A 15618-nucleotide genomic window follows, 5' to 3' on the forward strand; every position below is an offset into this window, starting at 1 on the left:
GAAAAATGGAGAGAAAAACCGCAGAGGCGCTGAGGTCACAGAGGAAAGACGAGAGAGAGTTGGTTGCTTATTTGCGATCGCCTACTGCTATTCGAGAACGTTGCGGACAGTTATACAAACTGGCGGTTGAAGGTCATTCGCGTTATTTCAATTGCGATTTGTCTCAATTGGAACGGGTAGCTGATTATACGATTGGGGTGATGCGAGAGGAATATCCGGATTTTAAAATTCCTTTTCACAGCCGTTGGCGACATTTTGAAGCTGGTGGCGTACCTCGTTTGTCAATTTTGGATGAGAGATTGACAAATCTGACGCCTTTAGAAAAGGCGATTGCCAAATTTGATTTGGCGATCGTCAGTGTTTTACTGGATGCAGGAGCCGGAGAAAGTTGGTATTATGACGAACCGGAAACTCAACTGCGTTTTAAGCGTTCTGAAGGGTTAGCAGTTGCTAGTTTTCAAATGTTTTGTGCGGGAACTTTTGCAAGCGAACGTCACACAGCACCTTTGCAAGTGAATGCCGAACGCTTGCAGGCGTTAACTGAAGGGGAATTAGCACAAGGGTTTGCTGTGAGTGCAGAAAATCCCCTTGTGGGAATGACTGGACGTTTGAAGTTATTGCAAAAATTAGGTCGTTCCCTAGTCTCTTCACCTGACCTCTTTGGAGAACAAGATCCTCGTCCGGGTAATCTGGTACGATATTTAATGACAAAAACTTTTAACAATCATTTAGATGCGGCAACAGTATTGGGTGCAGTTCTGGAAGGATTGAGTGATATCTGGTCTGGACGAGTAGAAGTTGCTGGTATTAATTTGGGGGATGTCTGGTTTCACCCGGACGTCACTGATGATGGTTTAGTGCCATTTCACAAACTGTCCCAATGGTTAACCTATTCCTTGTTAGAACCTTTAGAGGAACTCGGTTTAAAAATAACTGGTTTGGATGCTCTCACGGGATTGGCAGAATACCGCAATGGAGGTTTATGCCTTGACTTGGGGCTGATAAACATTAAAAACCAAGATATTTTGCTAAAAGCCAACCCGGTTTCTTCAGAAGCGATTGTAGAATGGCGTGCGCTGACTGTGATACTTTTAGATTCCATTGCTGCCACAATTCGCCAAAAGTTGAACGTGAATGCTGAAGAATTGCCACTGGTGAAAGTTTTGCAAGGTGGAACTTGGACAGCAGGACGAAGAATTGCTGCCGAACTCCGCAATGGCGCGACTCCTCCCATCCAAATAGAAAGCGATGGCACGGTATTTTAACATCGATCGCCTGACCGGGTCATTATTTTAGAACTCAAGCACTGCAAGCTCCCCGACTTCTATAAGAAGTCGGGGAAACCAACTTACTCAGTCCCCAATATGCACGAGCAAATCACAATCATCAATCATCCATTAATTCAACACAAACTAACGTTAATGCGTAAAGCTGAAACGAGTACGGCAAAATTTCGCTCCCTTCTTAAAGAAATTAGCTTATTGTTAGCTTATGAAGTCACTCGCGATTTGCCTTTAAAGGACGAATTCATCAAAACACCTCTAGGACCAATGAATGCACCAGTCCTTGCGCCAGAGAAAAAACTGGTGATTGTTTCTATCCAACGGGCGGGTCAGGGAATTTTAGATGGGATGTTAGAACTGATGCCTACCGCAAGAGTTGGGCATATCGGGTTGTATCGCGACCCCAAAACCTTAGTTCCCATTGAGTATTATTTCAAGGTTCCTCAAGATGTGGACAAACGAGATGTGTTGGTCGTCGATCCAATGCTGGCTACAGGCAATACAGCAGTAGCAGCTGTTGAACGACTAAAATCAACCAATCCATTATCTATTAAATTTGTCTGCATACTTGCTGCACCAGAAGGTCTGAAACATTTTACTGAGTTTCATCCAGATGTACCCATTTATACTGTAGCTGTAGATGAGTATCTCGACGAGAACGGGTACATCATACCGGGCTTGGGAGATGCGGGAGATAGGTTATTTGGTACGAAGTAGCTTTCTTTAATTGCTAATGGCTAATGGCTAATGGCTAATTGTTTAAACACCATTAGCTCTCAGCCATTAGCCATTAGCTCTTAATAATTCTAGTAAAATTACGACTACCTTAAATAAATAAAAACAGCTACTCTATTAATATTTAAGCAGCTGCAAAACACGAAGGCTGCTGTGTTACGGGAAGCGAAAGGATGAGAGACTGGATTAAAAGAACGGTAATCTGTATCTTGTTATTATGCAGCCTATTGTTAGGGGAGAACTATGCAGGCGCTAATCAACTTTCTGGTGTTTACGTGCAGCCATTGAATACAATCCCAGGTGTTGAGAATTTAGCCAGTGCTGATAATCTGCTAAAAGAGGGCAACAGGGAAGATTTTAGGCGATATCTCGAGATCGTTAAAAATGCGGAAAAGATAGAGGGTCTCTTTACGCTGTATCGCCATCAAGACTCTGATAAAACATACTTGGAAATTAAAGCGGAACAGCTAGATAAAAACTTCTTGGGTATAGTTACGTTAGAATCAGGTATTGGAGAAAGCGGTATTTACAGTGGATTGCCTTTACAGGATTTTCTCTTTTACTTCCGTCACATAAACAACAGTTTACATTTTATTATTCGTAACGTTAAATTTCGTACAGAATCAAATGAACCAGAATTGCGATCGCTTGCTCGTTCTTTCAGCGATTCAGTTCTTTATGCACTTCAAATAGTTTGTATCGACCCATACAGTAAAAATATTCTTGTTAGTTTAAATGACCTCCTCATGCAGGATTTTCCTGGCTTAACTTCTCTACTAAAATATTCTTTGCAAGCAGATTATCATTTGGAAGAAAATAGGTCTTATTTTGACAAGATTAATGGCTTTCCTGAGAACGTAGAGATTGATTCCGTTTATGGGTTTTCATCGCCCGAAGGTGCATATTTAGTTACCGTACCCGATAGTAGAGCACTGACGTTGAAAGTGCATTATAGTTTTTCCCAATTACCTGAAAACAATGGCTATGTTCCCAGACTGGCTGATGATAGAGTAGGGTATTTCATCACTGCTTTCCAAGACTTCTCTAAAAAGCAAGGGAAAGAGCCGTTTGTACGTTATATCAATCGCTGGCATCTTGAGCCATCGGATAGTAGCGCTCAAATCTCGCCACCAAAGAAGCCGATTGTGTTTTGGATTGAAAATGCAGTGCCTTTGGAGTATCGCGACGCTATAGCGGAAGGGATTTTTATGTGGAACAAGGCTTTTGAAAAAGCTGGATTCCAAAATGCTCTTGAAGTACGGCAAATGCCGGATGATGCTGAATGGCATCCAGCTGATGTACGCTACAACACCATTCGCTGGTTTAATTCGCTAGACGCAGGTTTTGCTAGAGGACCAGTGCGAGTGAATCCATTTACTGGCGAAATCTTGGACGCAGATATCATTGTCGATGCAAGTATGGTGCGTTCGATTCAGCAAGAATATCGTGCCTTGATGGAAGCAAATTCATCCCTTACCGATGGTTATGTTGCTCAGTCTGAAGATGTTGCTTGTCACAAACCACCTGCACCACCCTTGGAGAGTAGGGCTGGTTACAAACCTCCGCAACCTCTGTTAGAAAAAGTCTCTGCGTCGGAATATCTAGTTGTTAACTCTAACAATCAGTCTTCTCAACGTAATATTACCAAAGGTTTGGATGACTTCTGCTATGGAATGGAGTCTTCTTTTCAAGCATCTATGGGGGCGCTAGCACTGTCACTGGTACAAAATACAGTTCCGAGCAGCGACCAAATGCAAAACTACGTACATCAATATGTACGTTCGCTCATTGCTCACGAGGTTGGTCACACTCTTGGTTTGCGCCACAACTTTCACGGCAGCACAATGTTATCTCCTGAAGAATTAAATAACACTGAAGTGACTCATACGAAAGGTTTGGTTGGTTCGGTGATGGATTACCTGCCCGTAAACATAGCACCTCAAGGAACGGAACAAGGCGATTATTTTCCAGCAGTCGTTGGTCCTTACGATGAATGGGCAATTGAGTACGGTTATAAAAGATATCCAGATTTAAGTTCTGAAGCAGTCACTCCTTTTGCTGAAAAAGCTTTTTTGGAGCAAATTGCTGTGGCTTCGCCTCAACCAGAATTATCTTATGCAACTGATGAAGATATCTGGGATATCAATCCTCTGGCAAATGTCTGGGACATGAGTAGTGATGTGCTGCTTTATGCTCAATGGCAAATGGATAATGCTCGCGTCATGTTACAACGTCTGGATCGGCGTTACCCATTGCAAGGAGAGAGCTACAGTGACTTGCGCGTATTGTTTAATAAGGTTCTCAAGTACTATTTTCGGAATGCTACTTTACTAACTCAGTATATTGGCGGACAGTCTTTTGGGCGTCATCATGCTAGTGATAATAATATTCAATGGACATTTCTACCGGTTTCTTTGGAAAAACAGCGCCAAGCATTGACAGAATTGCAAGAATATGTTTTTTCAGGAGACGCTTTCAACTTCTCACCGCAACTCCTCAATCAACTTGCACCATCACGCTGGCAACACTGGGGACATCCCATCCCTGTCTCGCGCCTTGATTATCCAATTCACGAACGGATTTTGCATTTTCAAAGTGGAGTCTTGCGATCGCTCTTAGATGGCGAACGTCTCAATCGATTGCGGGACATAGAATTGAAAACTCCTTCCGGGCAAGTGTTGACAATCCCGGAACTGTTCGATACTCTTCAAAACGGTATTTGGACAGAAGTCTTAAATGAAAGGGAAGTCAAACCAATTTCTAGCATTCGCCGTTCGTTACAGCGAGAACATCTCAATGTCTTGCTGGCAATGGTACTGCGAAATGTAAATGTCCCTGAAGATGGTCGTACAATCGCTTGGTATAAATTGCGCCAATTGCAAAAAGCTGTAGAATCTAGCTTGCAACAACAAGGTGAAAAGCTTGATATTTACACGCTGGCTCATTTAGAAGAAACTTGCGATCGCATTTATAAAGCGCTCAATGCAAGGTTGCTGTCTTACTAACAATTGTGCCCTCATCCCCAACTCTTCTCCCTCAAGGAAGTTGGGTGTTATCCCTTGTGTAACAGTCTACGGTTGCAGTTGTTTTATCCTCGTTCACACGCCAAGGCTTTGCCTCGCACCTCCTCTTCTGGCTGAGTGCAGGAGGCGGAGCCTCCCAAGTCAGGCATTCCCAGGCTGAGCCTGGGAACGAGAGATAATACTAAATCCGCGTCTTATACCACCTTTATAATTTAGTCCGCGCAGGCGGACTTTGTTTGTATAGCCGTGATTTCTAATCACTAGGGCTTATTGGGGTTATAAAAACGGATTTGGTATTAATCTACAGTTGCAGCTGTTTTTTGTGGTTGCTGCTTTGGAAAGTCCTGATTGGCAACGATTTCCCCAAAAGGACTAATAACTTGTTGCTGTTCAACAACTGGTAAATTCTCTAAAGGTAAGCGGGGGAATAACAGTTCTGCGACTCGGTAAGCTTCTTCTAAGTGGGGATATCCAGAGAGGATAAAAGTATCAATCCCTAATTCTTGATACTCCAACATTCTGGCTGCAACTGTATCCGGATCGCCAACAAGAGCAGTTCCCGCACCACCTCGCACCAATCCAATACCTGCCCACAAGTTTGGACTAATTTCTAAGGCTTCTCGGTTACCTTTATGCAATTGGCTCATGCGGCGCTGTCCTTCAGAATCCATACGAGCGTAAACTTGTTGGCTGCGTGCGATCGCTTCATCATCCACATATCGAATCACATCGCTAGCAGCATCCCAAGCTTCACTCTCGGTTTCTCTTACGATGACGTGCAACCGAATACCAAACTTTAATTTCCTGCCTTCTTTTTCTGCAAGCTCGCGAACAGAGGCAATCTTTTGAGCCACTTGAGCGGGTGGTTCGCCCCAAGTCAAGTACACGTCAACGTGCTTGGCAGCAATTTGCTGGGCAATGGGAGAAGAACCACCAAACCATAAAGGTGGATAAGGCTTCTGAACGGGAGGAAAGAGCAATTTTCCTTCCTGGATGTTGAGATAATCACCCTGAAAGTTAGCGACTTCACCGGCTGCTATCTGTCTCCATACAGTTAAAAACTCATCTGTTAATTTATAGCGATCGTCATGGCTTAGATGCACGCCATCTCCCGCCAATTCTACGGGATCGCCACCCGTGACAATATTAATCAATAATCGACCACCCGAGAGACGGTCAAAACTAGCTGCCATTCTTGCTGCAACTCCAGGTGACATCAGCCCCGGACGTATTGCCACCAGAAAACGCATTTGACGCGTGTGAGACATTAAAGTGGATGCTAAAACCCAAGCATCTTCACAAGAGCGACCTGTAGGCAACAATGCTCCAGTAAAGCCTAAGTGATCGACAGCTTGAGCAATCTGACGCAGGTAAGAAAAACTTACCGATCGCCCGCCAATCGTAGTTCCAAGATAACGTCCGTCGCCGTGAGTTGGGATAAACCAAAGAAGATGCATGATACTTATTTATATTCAGTCAATACTTTATACTAATCTACGGCAAGTCAAGCATATTACCGTAGAAAATTTATATTTTAAGATTTATAACACTTGTTTTAAGTTTTTGCAGTTTGAGCGGAATGCGAATTGCTAAATCTGTAGATAATCCATAACAAACTTGGGAAAACACTTATACAAAAAGTAACAAGAAACACAAATAAATTGAGTTAAGCTTGTACAAGGGTTTACATAGCATCTGCGTATTTTAACAGAAATAGATTCTTCAAGCGAACCATCGCTAAGTAGCTTTTCTATTTAGCTCCATGCTGGCATTCTCATACATTTTCATATTGAAAATGTAAAAAAAGCATATCAACTATTACATAGAAATTCGATGTTTGCATATACAGATCCCACAGGTTCAGATTTTCTTAAACGTCAAAATGCCCTAGAAATATATAGGACTGAAATCGATCGGCTCTACAAGCGCTCTGCTTTCAGACTGAATTCTGCTTTTACATTGCTAGAAGCTTTTGAAGGACTTACTAACGAAACAGGGCTTCAAGTTGAAACAATTAATTGGATTGCATTTCCCAAACTTGCAAATAGACCATTTGAGATTATTGATAGCGATCGCTTTAATCTGCAAGATGAGTATGTTGAATGGCATACCGAGATTCAAGATGGAAAAGTCACGCAAGTTACCTTTACGACTGAGTTTCCAGAGTATTACGAAGCCTTAGCTCAAGTTAGTGTTGATGCTTTGATTGCAGGAATTCAAGATACGATTCCAGAAGCAAATCCCACGCTTGAGGAATTATTTGGTCTGGGATTCGATCCTATATCTGCTTCACCGCAAAAGCGTGCAGAGCAATTTCGCAGACACTTGAGACAAAATCCTTGGAACAACGGACAAAAAGGAATCCTTTGTCTCACTCAAACGAATAACACGGTAGAAGCATTGTTCGGCTTAGTAGAGCCTTGTGCCATCTCTAGATTGGATATTCCCGCATCAGCAATCTGCGGGCAAACAGCTTGCGTCCCCGGACGCAACTCAGATCCAGCTATTTGCCAAGCTTCTCAAAATTTAGCCCGTAGCGATCGCGGTTTAAGCTTGCAAGATCCAGTAGGTATCAAAATGTCCGGGCTTGAAGGGATTTGGAAAATTAACGGTCAAGAAATCGATATCAATAATCCAAATGAAAATCAAGGTGCTTGGGTTATCAGCCGTAACGGTCGCCGTGCTGTCCTTGATGTCACAAAAGGGGTGACCATTGAAAATACAACCATCACAACTGGAGCACAAGTAGCAGCACAGTTAACAGTTGGAGCATCTGTCATTGCAGCTCCAGAGTCAGCACTTCCCGATTGGGCAGCAACTGGAGAAGAATCCTCACGGTTAATCGGTCAAGTTTAGGAGCACGTAAAATGCATAAATTTATCAAAACAGCGATCGCATTCGTATTTTGTTTTTTCGTCTTTACAAAGCTTGCGTTTGCTCAAGCTGCACCAGTTCCTCTGGGTCTAGAACAAAGACAAGAGGGAGCAAATGTTCAGCCAGTAGCTTCAAGTACCTTAAGTTCTTTAGGCGATCCACTTTTTAATCTCGTTCTAAAAGAGCACGCAGATGTTACAAATCTAGCTGAAATAGAAAATTTGATTAAAGGACAACAAGGGCAAGAGCGAACTTTCGTTGTCGATGAAACTATTGTCGATTCTAAACCAACCGTGAGCGGTCAACCAGCAAGTAGAAGAGCCGTACTGACTTTCACGGGTAACAATCAAGGGCAAAGGCTAGATCGAAACGTTATGCTCTCCGTGTTCTTTAACTCCGAGACCTTTCCCGACGTACAATCCATTGAAGCTTTAGGTTGGGATGGTCAGCGAGGTCGCTACAACTACTACAAGCTCGACCAACAAGGAACGCCAGGAAGATTGTCTTGGAAATTTCGCAACTCCAGTGTTCAAGCCGATTTACTGCAACCCGCTCAACGAAGCGGAACCTGCTTGCAATGTCACATTAATGGTGCGCCAGTGATGAAAGAACTGGCTTTCCCTTGGAATAACTGGCACTCCTTTGCATTTAACGCCAATTACTTAAAGTTAGATTGGAAGGCTGGCAATAATTCTAGAATTGCCCAAAGTTTAAGCGGTGCTGAAACACTGGAAACTAACTTCATTCTTCCTGCAATCAATCAGTTTAATGAAAAAAGAATTGAGGAAAGTATTGCTCGCAATAATGATGGTAGCCCAATTACAAATTCTGGTGGAAGTCAACAAGTTATTCAAGGAAAACGCCTTCTACGCCCTCTGTTTGACACTACTGAATTTAACTTAATCAGCAGCAATCAACAAGTTGGAAACTTACATCCTTTTGCCAGTACTCCTACACCCGGACCTTTTGCCGATGTTCAAATTCCCAATACTTTCTTTCTTAACGCCAATTTAATCGGTGGTAATTCACCTTCGATTTCACAAGGTTTAGGGATATCAGAAAGTTTGAACTTTAGTAATTTAGCTAAGGTCAAACCAGAAGAATACAGACAGTTATTAGCTCAGTCTGGAGTCAGGTTGGATGGAAAGCCAGGAGATGCGAATTTTGCTTGGTTTGTACCAGAAGCCAGTCATGTTGATAACAGTGCGATCGCACAACTGATGAACAAAGGAGTTATGACTCCTGAGTTTGTGGCTGCTGTGATGGCTGTTGATTTAGAAACACCAGTCTTTTCAGAAAAAAGACAAGAATTGTTGCAATTTATTCCCGAACAATTTAGTTTTCAACCACTACAAACAGGTACAAATCCTCTGAGTGTCAAACGGTTTCCAGATGATTTAACTCGAAAAGTCATTGCTGCTATAGAACAAGCTAACCCATCAAGCGATTCAACAGCAGGTGAATTCTTAGCGTTGTTGAAAAATGACAATCCTTTACAAGTTCTTAAGGAACGTGTTCAAGCCTATAGTAACAGTATTGACCAAAAGTTAAACAAGAACGACCGAGCAACTCGCCAAGCCGAACTCAAAAGACTTTACGATTTAGTCATTGCTAGAAGAAGATCGGTGATTAGCGATCCTGTTTTGGCAGCGATTAATGAAACAGGTGATGCTCTTCTCCCAGTTCCCGACATTGGAATAGCATCTGCATCTAACTAGTAACAAATAATCGCCGATTGTAATTAGGGTTTTTCAAGAAATAAATTATCCATCTTGTGTTACGGGCGTCCTCGCCCGTACTGTATTTAGTAGCAGACTAGAAGCCCATATAATAGTAAATCGTTACAAGCTGCAATAATCGCTGAAGATGAGGCTAAATTGTATCTGGATCGATATTTAACTCCCGTAATTTTGCTGCCAAACGCTCTGCTTTTGCAGCTTCCTGTTCTAGTTTTTTTTCTGTCTGTTGCGCTGTTTCTTCTGGTGTTGGTACTAGTTGTTCATCTGGTGTAAAAAACCGCAATAAACCCTGATGAATTCCCAAATATAATCCTAATTGTTGGCTCCACAAATGTCCTTGTTCGTTTGGTTGCAGAGGTTGGTATTCTCCATCAACTAAATGAAATCCCGCAAATTCTAATGTGTATGGGTCGAACCAGAAATAATCTGGTGTGCGGAAAGTATCTTGATAAATTTCTTTTTTTAAACCTTTGTCTGTCTTAGCTGTTGAGTCCGACAAAATTTCTAGAATGACATTCGGATATTTGCCATCTTCTTCCCAGACTACCCAACTTTTGCGGGTTTTGCGTTGGGTTCCTAACACGACAAAAAAGTCCGGACCTCGAAAATCTTCTGATTTGAGTTGCCGTGGGCTATAGTAGATAGTCAAGTTTCCTGCCGCATAAAAATCATTTCTATCTCGCCACAGCCATTCCAGACATATCAAAAGTAAAATTATTTGTCGTAGGTGGAGTTCTGTTTCCAAGGGAGGTTCGTCACTGTATAGATCGCCAGGAGGAAATACAACATCTGGAGAGATGCCATCAAGAGCATCTAATTCTTGAGCTATAGTCATAGAACGGATACGGCATCAATGATTTATGGATTTATTTTAGCAGTTGTATTACTTAAGCTCTTACCAATTATAGCAATTCCCACTTACGTGGGGTACAGAAAGAAATTATGCAACAAAACCGATCGCCAGATGTTTATATAAAAACCTATAGATTTGCAGCACTTGCACACTTAGGTTAAAAAGTACTGGGTACGAAAATCTCTTATATTCAACACTTAAGTTTTGTCAGTAGGGAAATTATTGCTGCTCTGAATGTAGAAACAGAACGTGATGGGAACTTAGCAGTTGGGTTTTGTTTCTCAAACGCCACATCGCTCAACGGGGGGAACCCTCCGAAGTTTGCTATTGGGGGAAACCCCCAAGCCGCAACTTCTCTCCGCACGCGAGTGGCTCCCCAACCTACCTGCGTATTTTCGTATTTTTAAGCTTAACCGACAAGCTTTTGAATTTAATTATTGAGTTTATCGATCTGTTGCTGTAGCTTTTGTACAAAGTCAGATGATGAGTTTGGCAGTAATTGTACAATATTTTGACGAAGGAATTCCACTGAATCTCTCTCAACTAAACAGAGTAAGTCTCGTTGTTGCCAATATCCAATTTCATCATAAACATTTTCTAAAATTCCTAGACTTTGAACTCGATCTAACATTTCAACAACTAAAGTATGAGCAAAAACAAAATTAGCGTCTCCTCCATATTCTGGTAGAGATGCAAATTGTGTTTTGCAATGTCCTGTTGCCATCCAGTTTTTATACTGAGAATAGTATCCTAGAAAAATAGCCAAACTTTCACATCCTGGTCTTGGAAGTGTCTCAAATCCAATTATATGAGTAGGGGATATAGATTCACCTGTAGCAAAATTATGGTTAATGGCTTGAAGAGTCAGGAGTGAAGATTTTTTATTTTCAGAACTGAAAACACAGTCTTTTCCTTCTAGCTCAATGACATTATCATCTACCCGTGTAAAGGGAAGCAGTTGTGCGTGGTGATGTAATGAATGTAAGATAGTGCGGATTTCATTAATAGGTCGATCGCCAGCATTAAATTGGTAATGGATACTATATCCCATAACTTTAATCCCACCACGATACAGCGAATTGCGCCTAGTAACTACTTGTTACGCGAGGCTGAGCCTCGGAGATTGTATTCCCAGGCTCCGCCTGGGAACGAGAGAAGCAAATAGTATTGCACGACTGCTTACTGTTTAAAATCGTAACCAAATAAATTTGGATCGACTTCGCCTAGCTGTAGATCTGCCAAACCGTACTCAGCCCATCGTCTATCAACCATTGCTGCGGTTTCTGGATCGGATTCTAAGGAATCACCCCATTCATGTTCTGTTTCTGGAGGAATTTTTGTTGTTGCATCAATTCCCATCCTTCCACCCAAACCAATTTTCTCACTAGCAAAATCCAAAGTATCAAAGGGTGTGTTGGGTAAAATAAAGACATCTCGTGAGGGATCGACTTTAGAACTTATTGCCCATACCACTTGACGCGGATCTCTAATATTGATTGTCTTATCTACTACAATCACAAACTTAGTATACGTAAATTGTGGTAAAGCACTCCAAAATGCCAAAGCTGCACGTCTTGCTTGTCCCGGATATGCTTTATCTATGGATATGATGGCTGCTTTGTAACTCAAAGCTTCCATAGGTAAGAAGAAGTCCACAATCTCTGAGACTTGCTGCCGCAAAATAGGTGTATAAATGCGATTGAGCGCGATCGCCATCATCGCTTCTTCTTTTGGCGGACGCCCGCTAAATGTGGTTAAGTAAACTGGGTCTTTGCGGTGAGTCATGCAATGGAAGCGAATCAGAGGCGAATCTTCTACACCGCCGTAATAACCCATGTGATCCCCAAAGGGACCATCTGGCAAAACTTCTCCTGGGGTAATTGTCCCTTCCAAAACAAATTCCGAATCGGCGGGGACTTCCAAATCCACTGTCTTACACTTTGCCAACTGCACGCCGGAACCACCATAAAGCCCTGCAAACAACCATTCTGATAAATCCACGGGTATTGGTGTTGCGGCTGCCATAATAATTAGGGGATCTACACCCAGTGCGATCGCAATTTCTAATTTTTTCCCACGTTCTGCTGCCTTGCGTAAATGTCTTGCACCACCTCGCACTGACAACCAGTGAACGGTCATGGTATTTTTGGATTGTAGCTGCAAGCGATATACACCTACATTCGGCGTTCCCGTTTCACAGTCTCTTGTGATCACAAGCCCCAGAGTAATAATTTTGCCCGCATCTCCGGGGTAAGGACGTATCAAAGGTAATTTATTTAAATCTAACTCGTCCCCTTGAATCACTACTTGCTGACAGGCGGGGAAAAAGTCGCGTCCTGGTTTTGCTTTCAACACATCAAACAGAACTTTCCCAAACTCCACTGCTTGAGCAATCTTTTTCGGTGGTTTTGGCTGTTGCAGCATTGCCAATTTCTTCCCCAATTCCTCCAACTCCAGAGGATGCTGCATATTCATTGCCCAGCATATCCGTTCTACTGTTCCCAGTAAGTTGACTGCTACAGGGAACGATGCTCCTTTAACATTTTCAAATAGAAGCCCCGGTCCCCCTTTTTGAAGCATTCGGTTGGCAATTTCGGCAACTTCCAAGTCTGGATCGACTGGGGCTGAAATTCGCTTTAATTGCCCTTTTTCTTCCAACAGTTTGATGAATCCCCGTAAGTCTCGTGCCATTGTTTAAGAAGTATGAAGCGTTTCTTATATTATCAGTCCTCTCTCCCTTGTTCTACTCGTGGTGACTCACGGCGAACAAGAGCTTTCCGTATTTTAACTAAACATTAATCTTAATTTTAATATTTCTTAACTATCAAAATAAAGAATTTCATGTATCTTTAGTAAGAATATGCATTATTTTTTACCAGCAAACGCTTCCAAAAATCCAGTATGACCGTAATATACGATACATTTCTGGCAGGCGGTCTCGTGATGTGGCCTCTGTTGTTTTTATCTATCGTGACTTTAGCTTGTGCGCTGGAAAGGACGTGGTTCTGGTGTAATCTCACGATTCGAGAGCGTCGTTTAGTGCGGAAAGTGCTGGCAGCAGCCGAGATAGGTCTGGAGGAAGCAGAAGCGATCGCTCTATGTGCAAAAGATTTATCGATTGGTCGCTTCTTGGTTGAGCCATTGAAACTTAGGAATCCGACCCCCGAAACTTTTCATTTAGCTGTAAAAGCGGCTTGCGATAAAGAATGTTTGGAAATGCGGCGGGGTAATCGGCTGCTAGAAAGTGCTATTGCGATCGCGCCTTTGTTAGGTATTTTAGGTACAGCAAGTGGTTTGATTGCTGCTTTTAAGCATATTAAGACAGGAAGCAACACAACTGATTTCTCTGCTGTCACTACTGGTCTGGCAGAGGCACTTATAACCTCTACAACCGGAATTGCCCTGGCGATTATTGCTTTTGTAATTTTCAGAATTTTTGTAATTTTGCAATTCCGGCAAATAGACTTTTTTTCTAAAGTGGGTTATGAATTAGAACTTATTTACTTGCAACGTTGGAATAACGTCCAGTTAACAATTCACAGCGAACAATTAACAGTCAATAGCAATCAATCGATAGATGAAAATTAAAGTAATTATCGAGCAGTCAATGCTTGCTGATTTGTAGATAGAAATTTAAAAAATATTTAACCTCTGTTTAAACTTATCTTAGCTTTTTCTTAACCAATATTATTGTAGCTTATTTGCTGTGTTGTCCAAAAACAAATAATCATTAATAACCTAGCAATATGAAATTATCGGCTACCGTTTTGAATCGTGTAGTTGCTGCTTCAGCTGTCACGGCTGTTATTGCTGTCGGATCTTCTTTTACAGCTACTACTGCCCAAGCACAAACTATTAATGGTGCAGGAGCAACTTTTCCTGCTCCTTTGTACGAACGTTATGCGCGTGAAATCAAGAAAAAGTATCCAAAGCTGGGTGTTAACTATCAAGGTGTTGGTAGTGGTGCGGGTATTCGCCAGTTCATTGCTGGAACTGTAGACTTTGGTGCTAGTGATGCTGCAATGACTGATGCAGAGATAGGTAAAGTCAGCAGAGGAGCTATCCTAGTACCTACTGCGGGTGGTGCTGTTGCTGTTGTTTACAATCTTCCTGGTGTCAACAATCTAAAATTGTCCCGCAAGACTTTACCAGGTATTTTCTCAGGTCAAATCACTAACTGGAATGACCCTCAAATCAAAGCAGATAATCCTGGTGTCAATCTACCAAATCAGCCCATCAAACCCGTTGTTCGCGCTGATAGTAGCGGTACTACCTTTATTTTTACTACTCATTTAAGTACAATCAGTCCTTACTTTAAGGGCAGAGTGAGTGCTGGAACTGCTCCAAAGTGGACAATCGCCAATGTTCTTAAAGGGAAAGGAAACCCAGGTGTTGCTAATCTCGTTTCTCGTACCGCAGGATCTATTGGTTACGTTGAGTACGCGTATGCTACAGCAAACAAACTGAACGCAGCACAAGTACAGAATAAAACAGGACAATATGTAGCTCCTTCTTTAGAGTCAGCCAACCAAGCTTTGTCAACTGTCACTTTCCCTGACAACTACCGAGTTTTTGTTGGAGATCCCTCACAAGGTTATCCCATTGTCGGTCTAACCTGGCTGTTGGTTTATAAAAATTATCCCGACGCTGCTAAAGGATCTGCTGTGAAAAACTTTGTTAACTGGGCATTAACTGACGGTCAACAAATTAATGATGACCTGAACTATACTAGGATTCCAGCATCTACGGCACAAAAGGTAATACAAACAGTAAATAGTGCTATTAAGTAGTGTTAATGGCTAATTGCTAATGGCTAATTGCTAATGGCTAATTGCTAATTGTTGTATTAGCCGTTAGCCCTATCTCAGGAGCGGAGACGCTAAGCGCTTAGCGCACACTCCGCGATGCCGCAAGCAGGCTATGCCCGCAGGGCTATACGCCAGTCGCTAGGGCGCGGGAAACCCGCCTGCAGCACTGAACTCACCGCCTGCTTTCTCTGGTCTCACCATTAGCAATTAGCAATTAGCAATTAGCAAATAACAATTTCCTAACTTTGGTGGGCTGTTTGCTCACCTATGTGTCATGACGAGAATTTAATCTTCTAATGAGTA

Annotated in this window: 11 protein-coding genes; 7 read left to right on the forward strand and 4 right to left on the reverse strand. The window is 42.3% G+C overall.

Annotated elements, in window-relative coordinates:
- The first annotated feature begins 5 nt into the window (after window positions 1-5).
- From AB0756_RS06690 to AB0756_RS06700, 3 genes are all read left to right on the forward strand, one after another.
- Complete coding sequence (locus tag AB0756_RS06690; protein WP_038084754.1) at window positions 6-1265, forward strand: URC4/urg3 family protein; 1260 nt, start codon at window positions 6-8, stop codon at window positions 1263-1265.
- Window positions 1266-1364: 99 nt separating this feature from the next.
- Entirely contained in the window at window positions 1365-2000 is a 636-nt protein-coding gene (gene upp, locus AB0756_RS06695; protein ID WP_038084757.1) for a uracil phosphoribosyltransferase, read from the forward strand.
- A 191-nt stretch (window positions 2001-2191) separates the two neighbouring features.
- Entirely contained in the window at window positions 2192-5023 is a 2832-nt protein-coding gene (locus tag AB0756_RS06700; RefSeq protein ID WP_038084759.1) for a zinc-dependent metalloprotease, read from the forward strand.
- 314 nt (window positions 5024-5337) lie between these two features.
- Here AB0756_RS06700 and ssuD read toward each other — a convergent pair whose 3' ends face one another.
- On the reverse strand, window positions 5338-6498 hold the full coding sequence (gene ssuD, locus AB0756_RS06705) for an FMNH2-dependent alkanesulfonate monooxygenase (RefSeq protein ID WP_038084761.1): 1161 nt from the start codon (window positions 6496-6498) through the stop codon (window positions 5338-5340).
- 376 nt (window positions 6499-6874) lie between these two features.
- On the opposite strand from ssuD, the gene AB0756_RS06710 reads away from it, so the two are divergent.
- Window positions 6875-7897: a hypothetical protein gene (locus AB0756_RS06710; protein ID WP_038084763.1), complete on the forward strand. Its 1023-nt coding sequence runs from the start codon at window positions 6875-6877 to the stop codon at window positions 7895-7897.
- An 11-nt stretch (window positions 7898-7908) separates the two neighbouring features.
- On the forward strand, window positions 7909-9633 hold the full coding sequence (locus AB0756_RS06715) for a hypothetical protein (protein WP_038084765.1): 1725 nt from the start codon (window positions 7909-7911) through the stop codon (window positions 9631-9633).
- A 154-nt stretch (window positions 9634-9787) separates the two neighbouring features.
- Here the strand turns inward: AB0756_RS06715 and AB0756_RS06720 are convergent, their stop codons facing one another.
- The 3 genes from AB0756_RS06720 to AB0756_RS06730 all read right to left on the reverse strand — a co-directional run bounded on the left by AB0756_RS06720 (window position 9788) and on the right by AB0756_RS06730 (window position 13198).
- A complete protein-coding gene (locus AB0756_RS06720; RefSeq protein WP_038084767.1) occupies window positions 9788-10489 on the reverse strand; it encodes a Uma2 family endonuclease in 702 nt (233 codons plus the stop codon).
- A 448-nt stretch (window positions 10490-10937) separates the two neighbouring features.
- A complete protein-coding gene (locus AB0756_RS06725; RefSeq protein ID WP_050046363.1) occupies window positions 10938-11558 on the reverse strand; it encodes a hypothetical protein in 621 nt (206 codons plus the stop codon).
- Window positions 11559-11686: 128 nt separating this feature from the next.
- On the reverse strand, window positions 11687-13198 hold the full coding sequence (locus AB0756_RS06730) for a UbiD family decarboxylase (protein WP_038084769.1): 1512 nt from the start codon (window positions 13196-13198) through the stop codon (window positions 11687-11689).
- Between the two features lie 210 nt (window positions 13199-13408).
- Here AB0756_RS06730 and AB0756_RS06735 point away from each other — a divergent pair, with 210 nt between their 5' ends.
- Entirely contained in the window at window positions 13409-14095 is a 687-nt protein-coding gene (locus tag AB0756_RS06735) for a MotA/TolQ/ExbB proton channel family protein (RefSeq protein ID WP_050046364.1), read from the forward strand.
- Between the two features lie 158 nt (window positions 14096-14253).
- Window positions 14254-15297: a phosphate ABC transporter substrate-binding protein PstS gene (gene pstS / locus AB0756_RS06740; RefSeq protein ID WP_038084772.1), complete on the forward strand. Its 1044-nt coding sequence runs from the start codon at window positions 14254-14256 to the stop codon at window positions 15295-15297.
- Window positions 15298-15618: the final 321 nt, after the last annotated feature.

Source organism: Tolypothrix campylonemoides VB511288_2 (assembly GCF_045999855.1).
Lineage (GTDB): Bacteria > Cyanobacteriota > Cyanobacteriia > Cyanobacteriales > Nostocaceae > Scytonema > Scytonema bouteillei_A.

Coding starts and splice junctions, on each gene's coding strand:
- AB0756_RS06720 (WP_038084767.1), bottom strand. CDS start 10,489: ATGACTATAGCTCAAGAATTAGATGCTCTTGATGGCATCTCTCCAGAT.
- AB0756_RS06690 (WP_038084754.1), top strand. CDS start 6: ATGGAGAGAAAAACCGCAGAGGCGCTGAGGTCACAGAGGAAAGACGAG.
- AB0756_RS06730 (WP_038084769.1), bottom strand. CDS start 13,198: ATGGCACGAGACTTACGGGGATTCATCAAACTGTTGGAAGAAAAAGGG.
- AB0756_RS06710 (WP_038084763.1), top strand. CDS start 6,875: ATGTTTGCATATACAGATCCCACAGGTTCAGATTTTCTTAAACGTCAA.
- upp (WP_038084757.1), top strand. CDS start 1,365: ATGCACGAGCAAATCACAATCATCAATCATCCATTAATTCAACACAAA.
- AB0756_RS06725 (WP_050046363.1), bottom strand. CDS start 11,558: ATGGGATATAGTATCCATTACCAATTTAATGCTGGCGATCGACCTATT.
- AB0756_RS06715 (WP_038084765.1), top strand. CDS start 7,909: ATGCATAAATTTATCAAAACAGCGATCGCATTCGTATTTTGTTTTTTC.
- pstS (WP_038084772.1), top strand. CDS start 14,254: ATGAAATTATCGGCTACCGTTTTGAATCGTGTAGTTGCTGCTTCAGCT.
- AB0756_RS06700 (WP_038084759.1), top strand. CDS start 2,192: ATGAGAGACTGGATTAAAAGAACGGTAATCTGTATCTTGTTATTATGC.
- ssuD (WP_038084761.1), bottom strand. CDS start 6,498: ATGCATCTTCTTTGGTTTATCCCAACTCACGGCGACGGACGTTATCTT.
- AB0756_RS06735 (WP_050046364.1), top strand. CDS start 13,409: ATGACCGTAATATACGATACATTTCTGGCAGGCGGTCTCGTGATGTGG.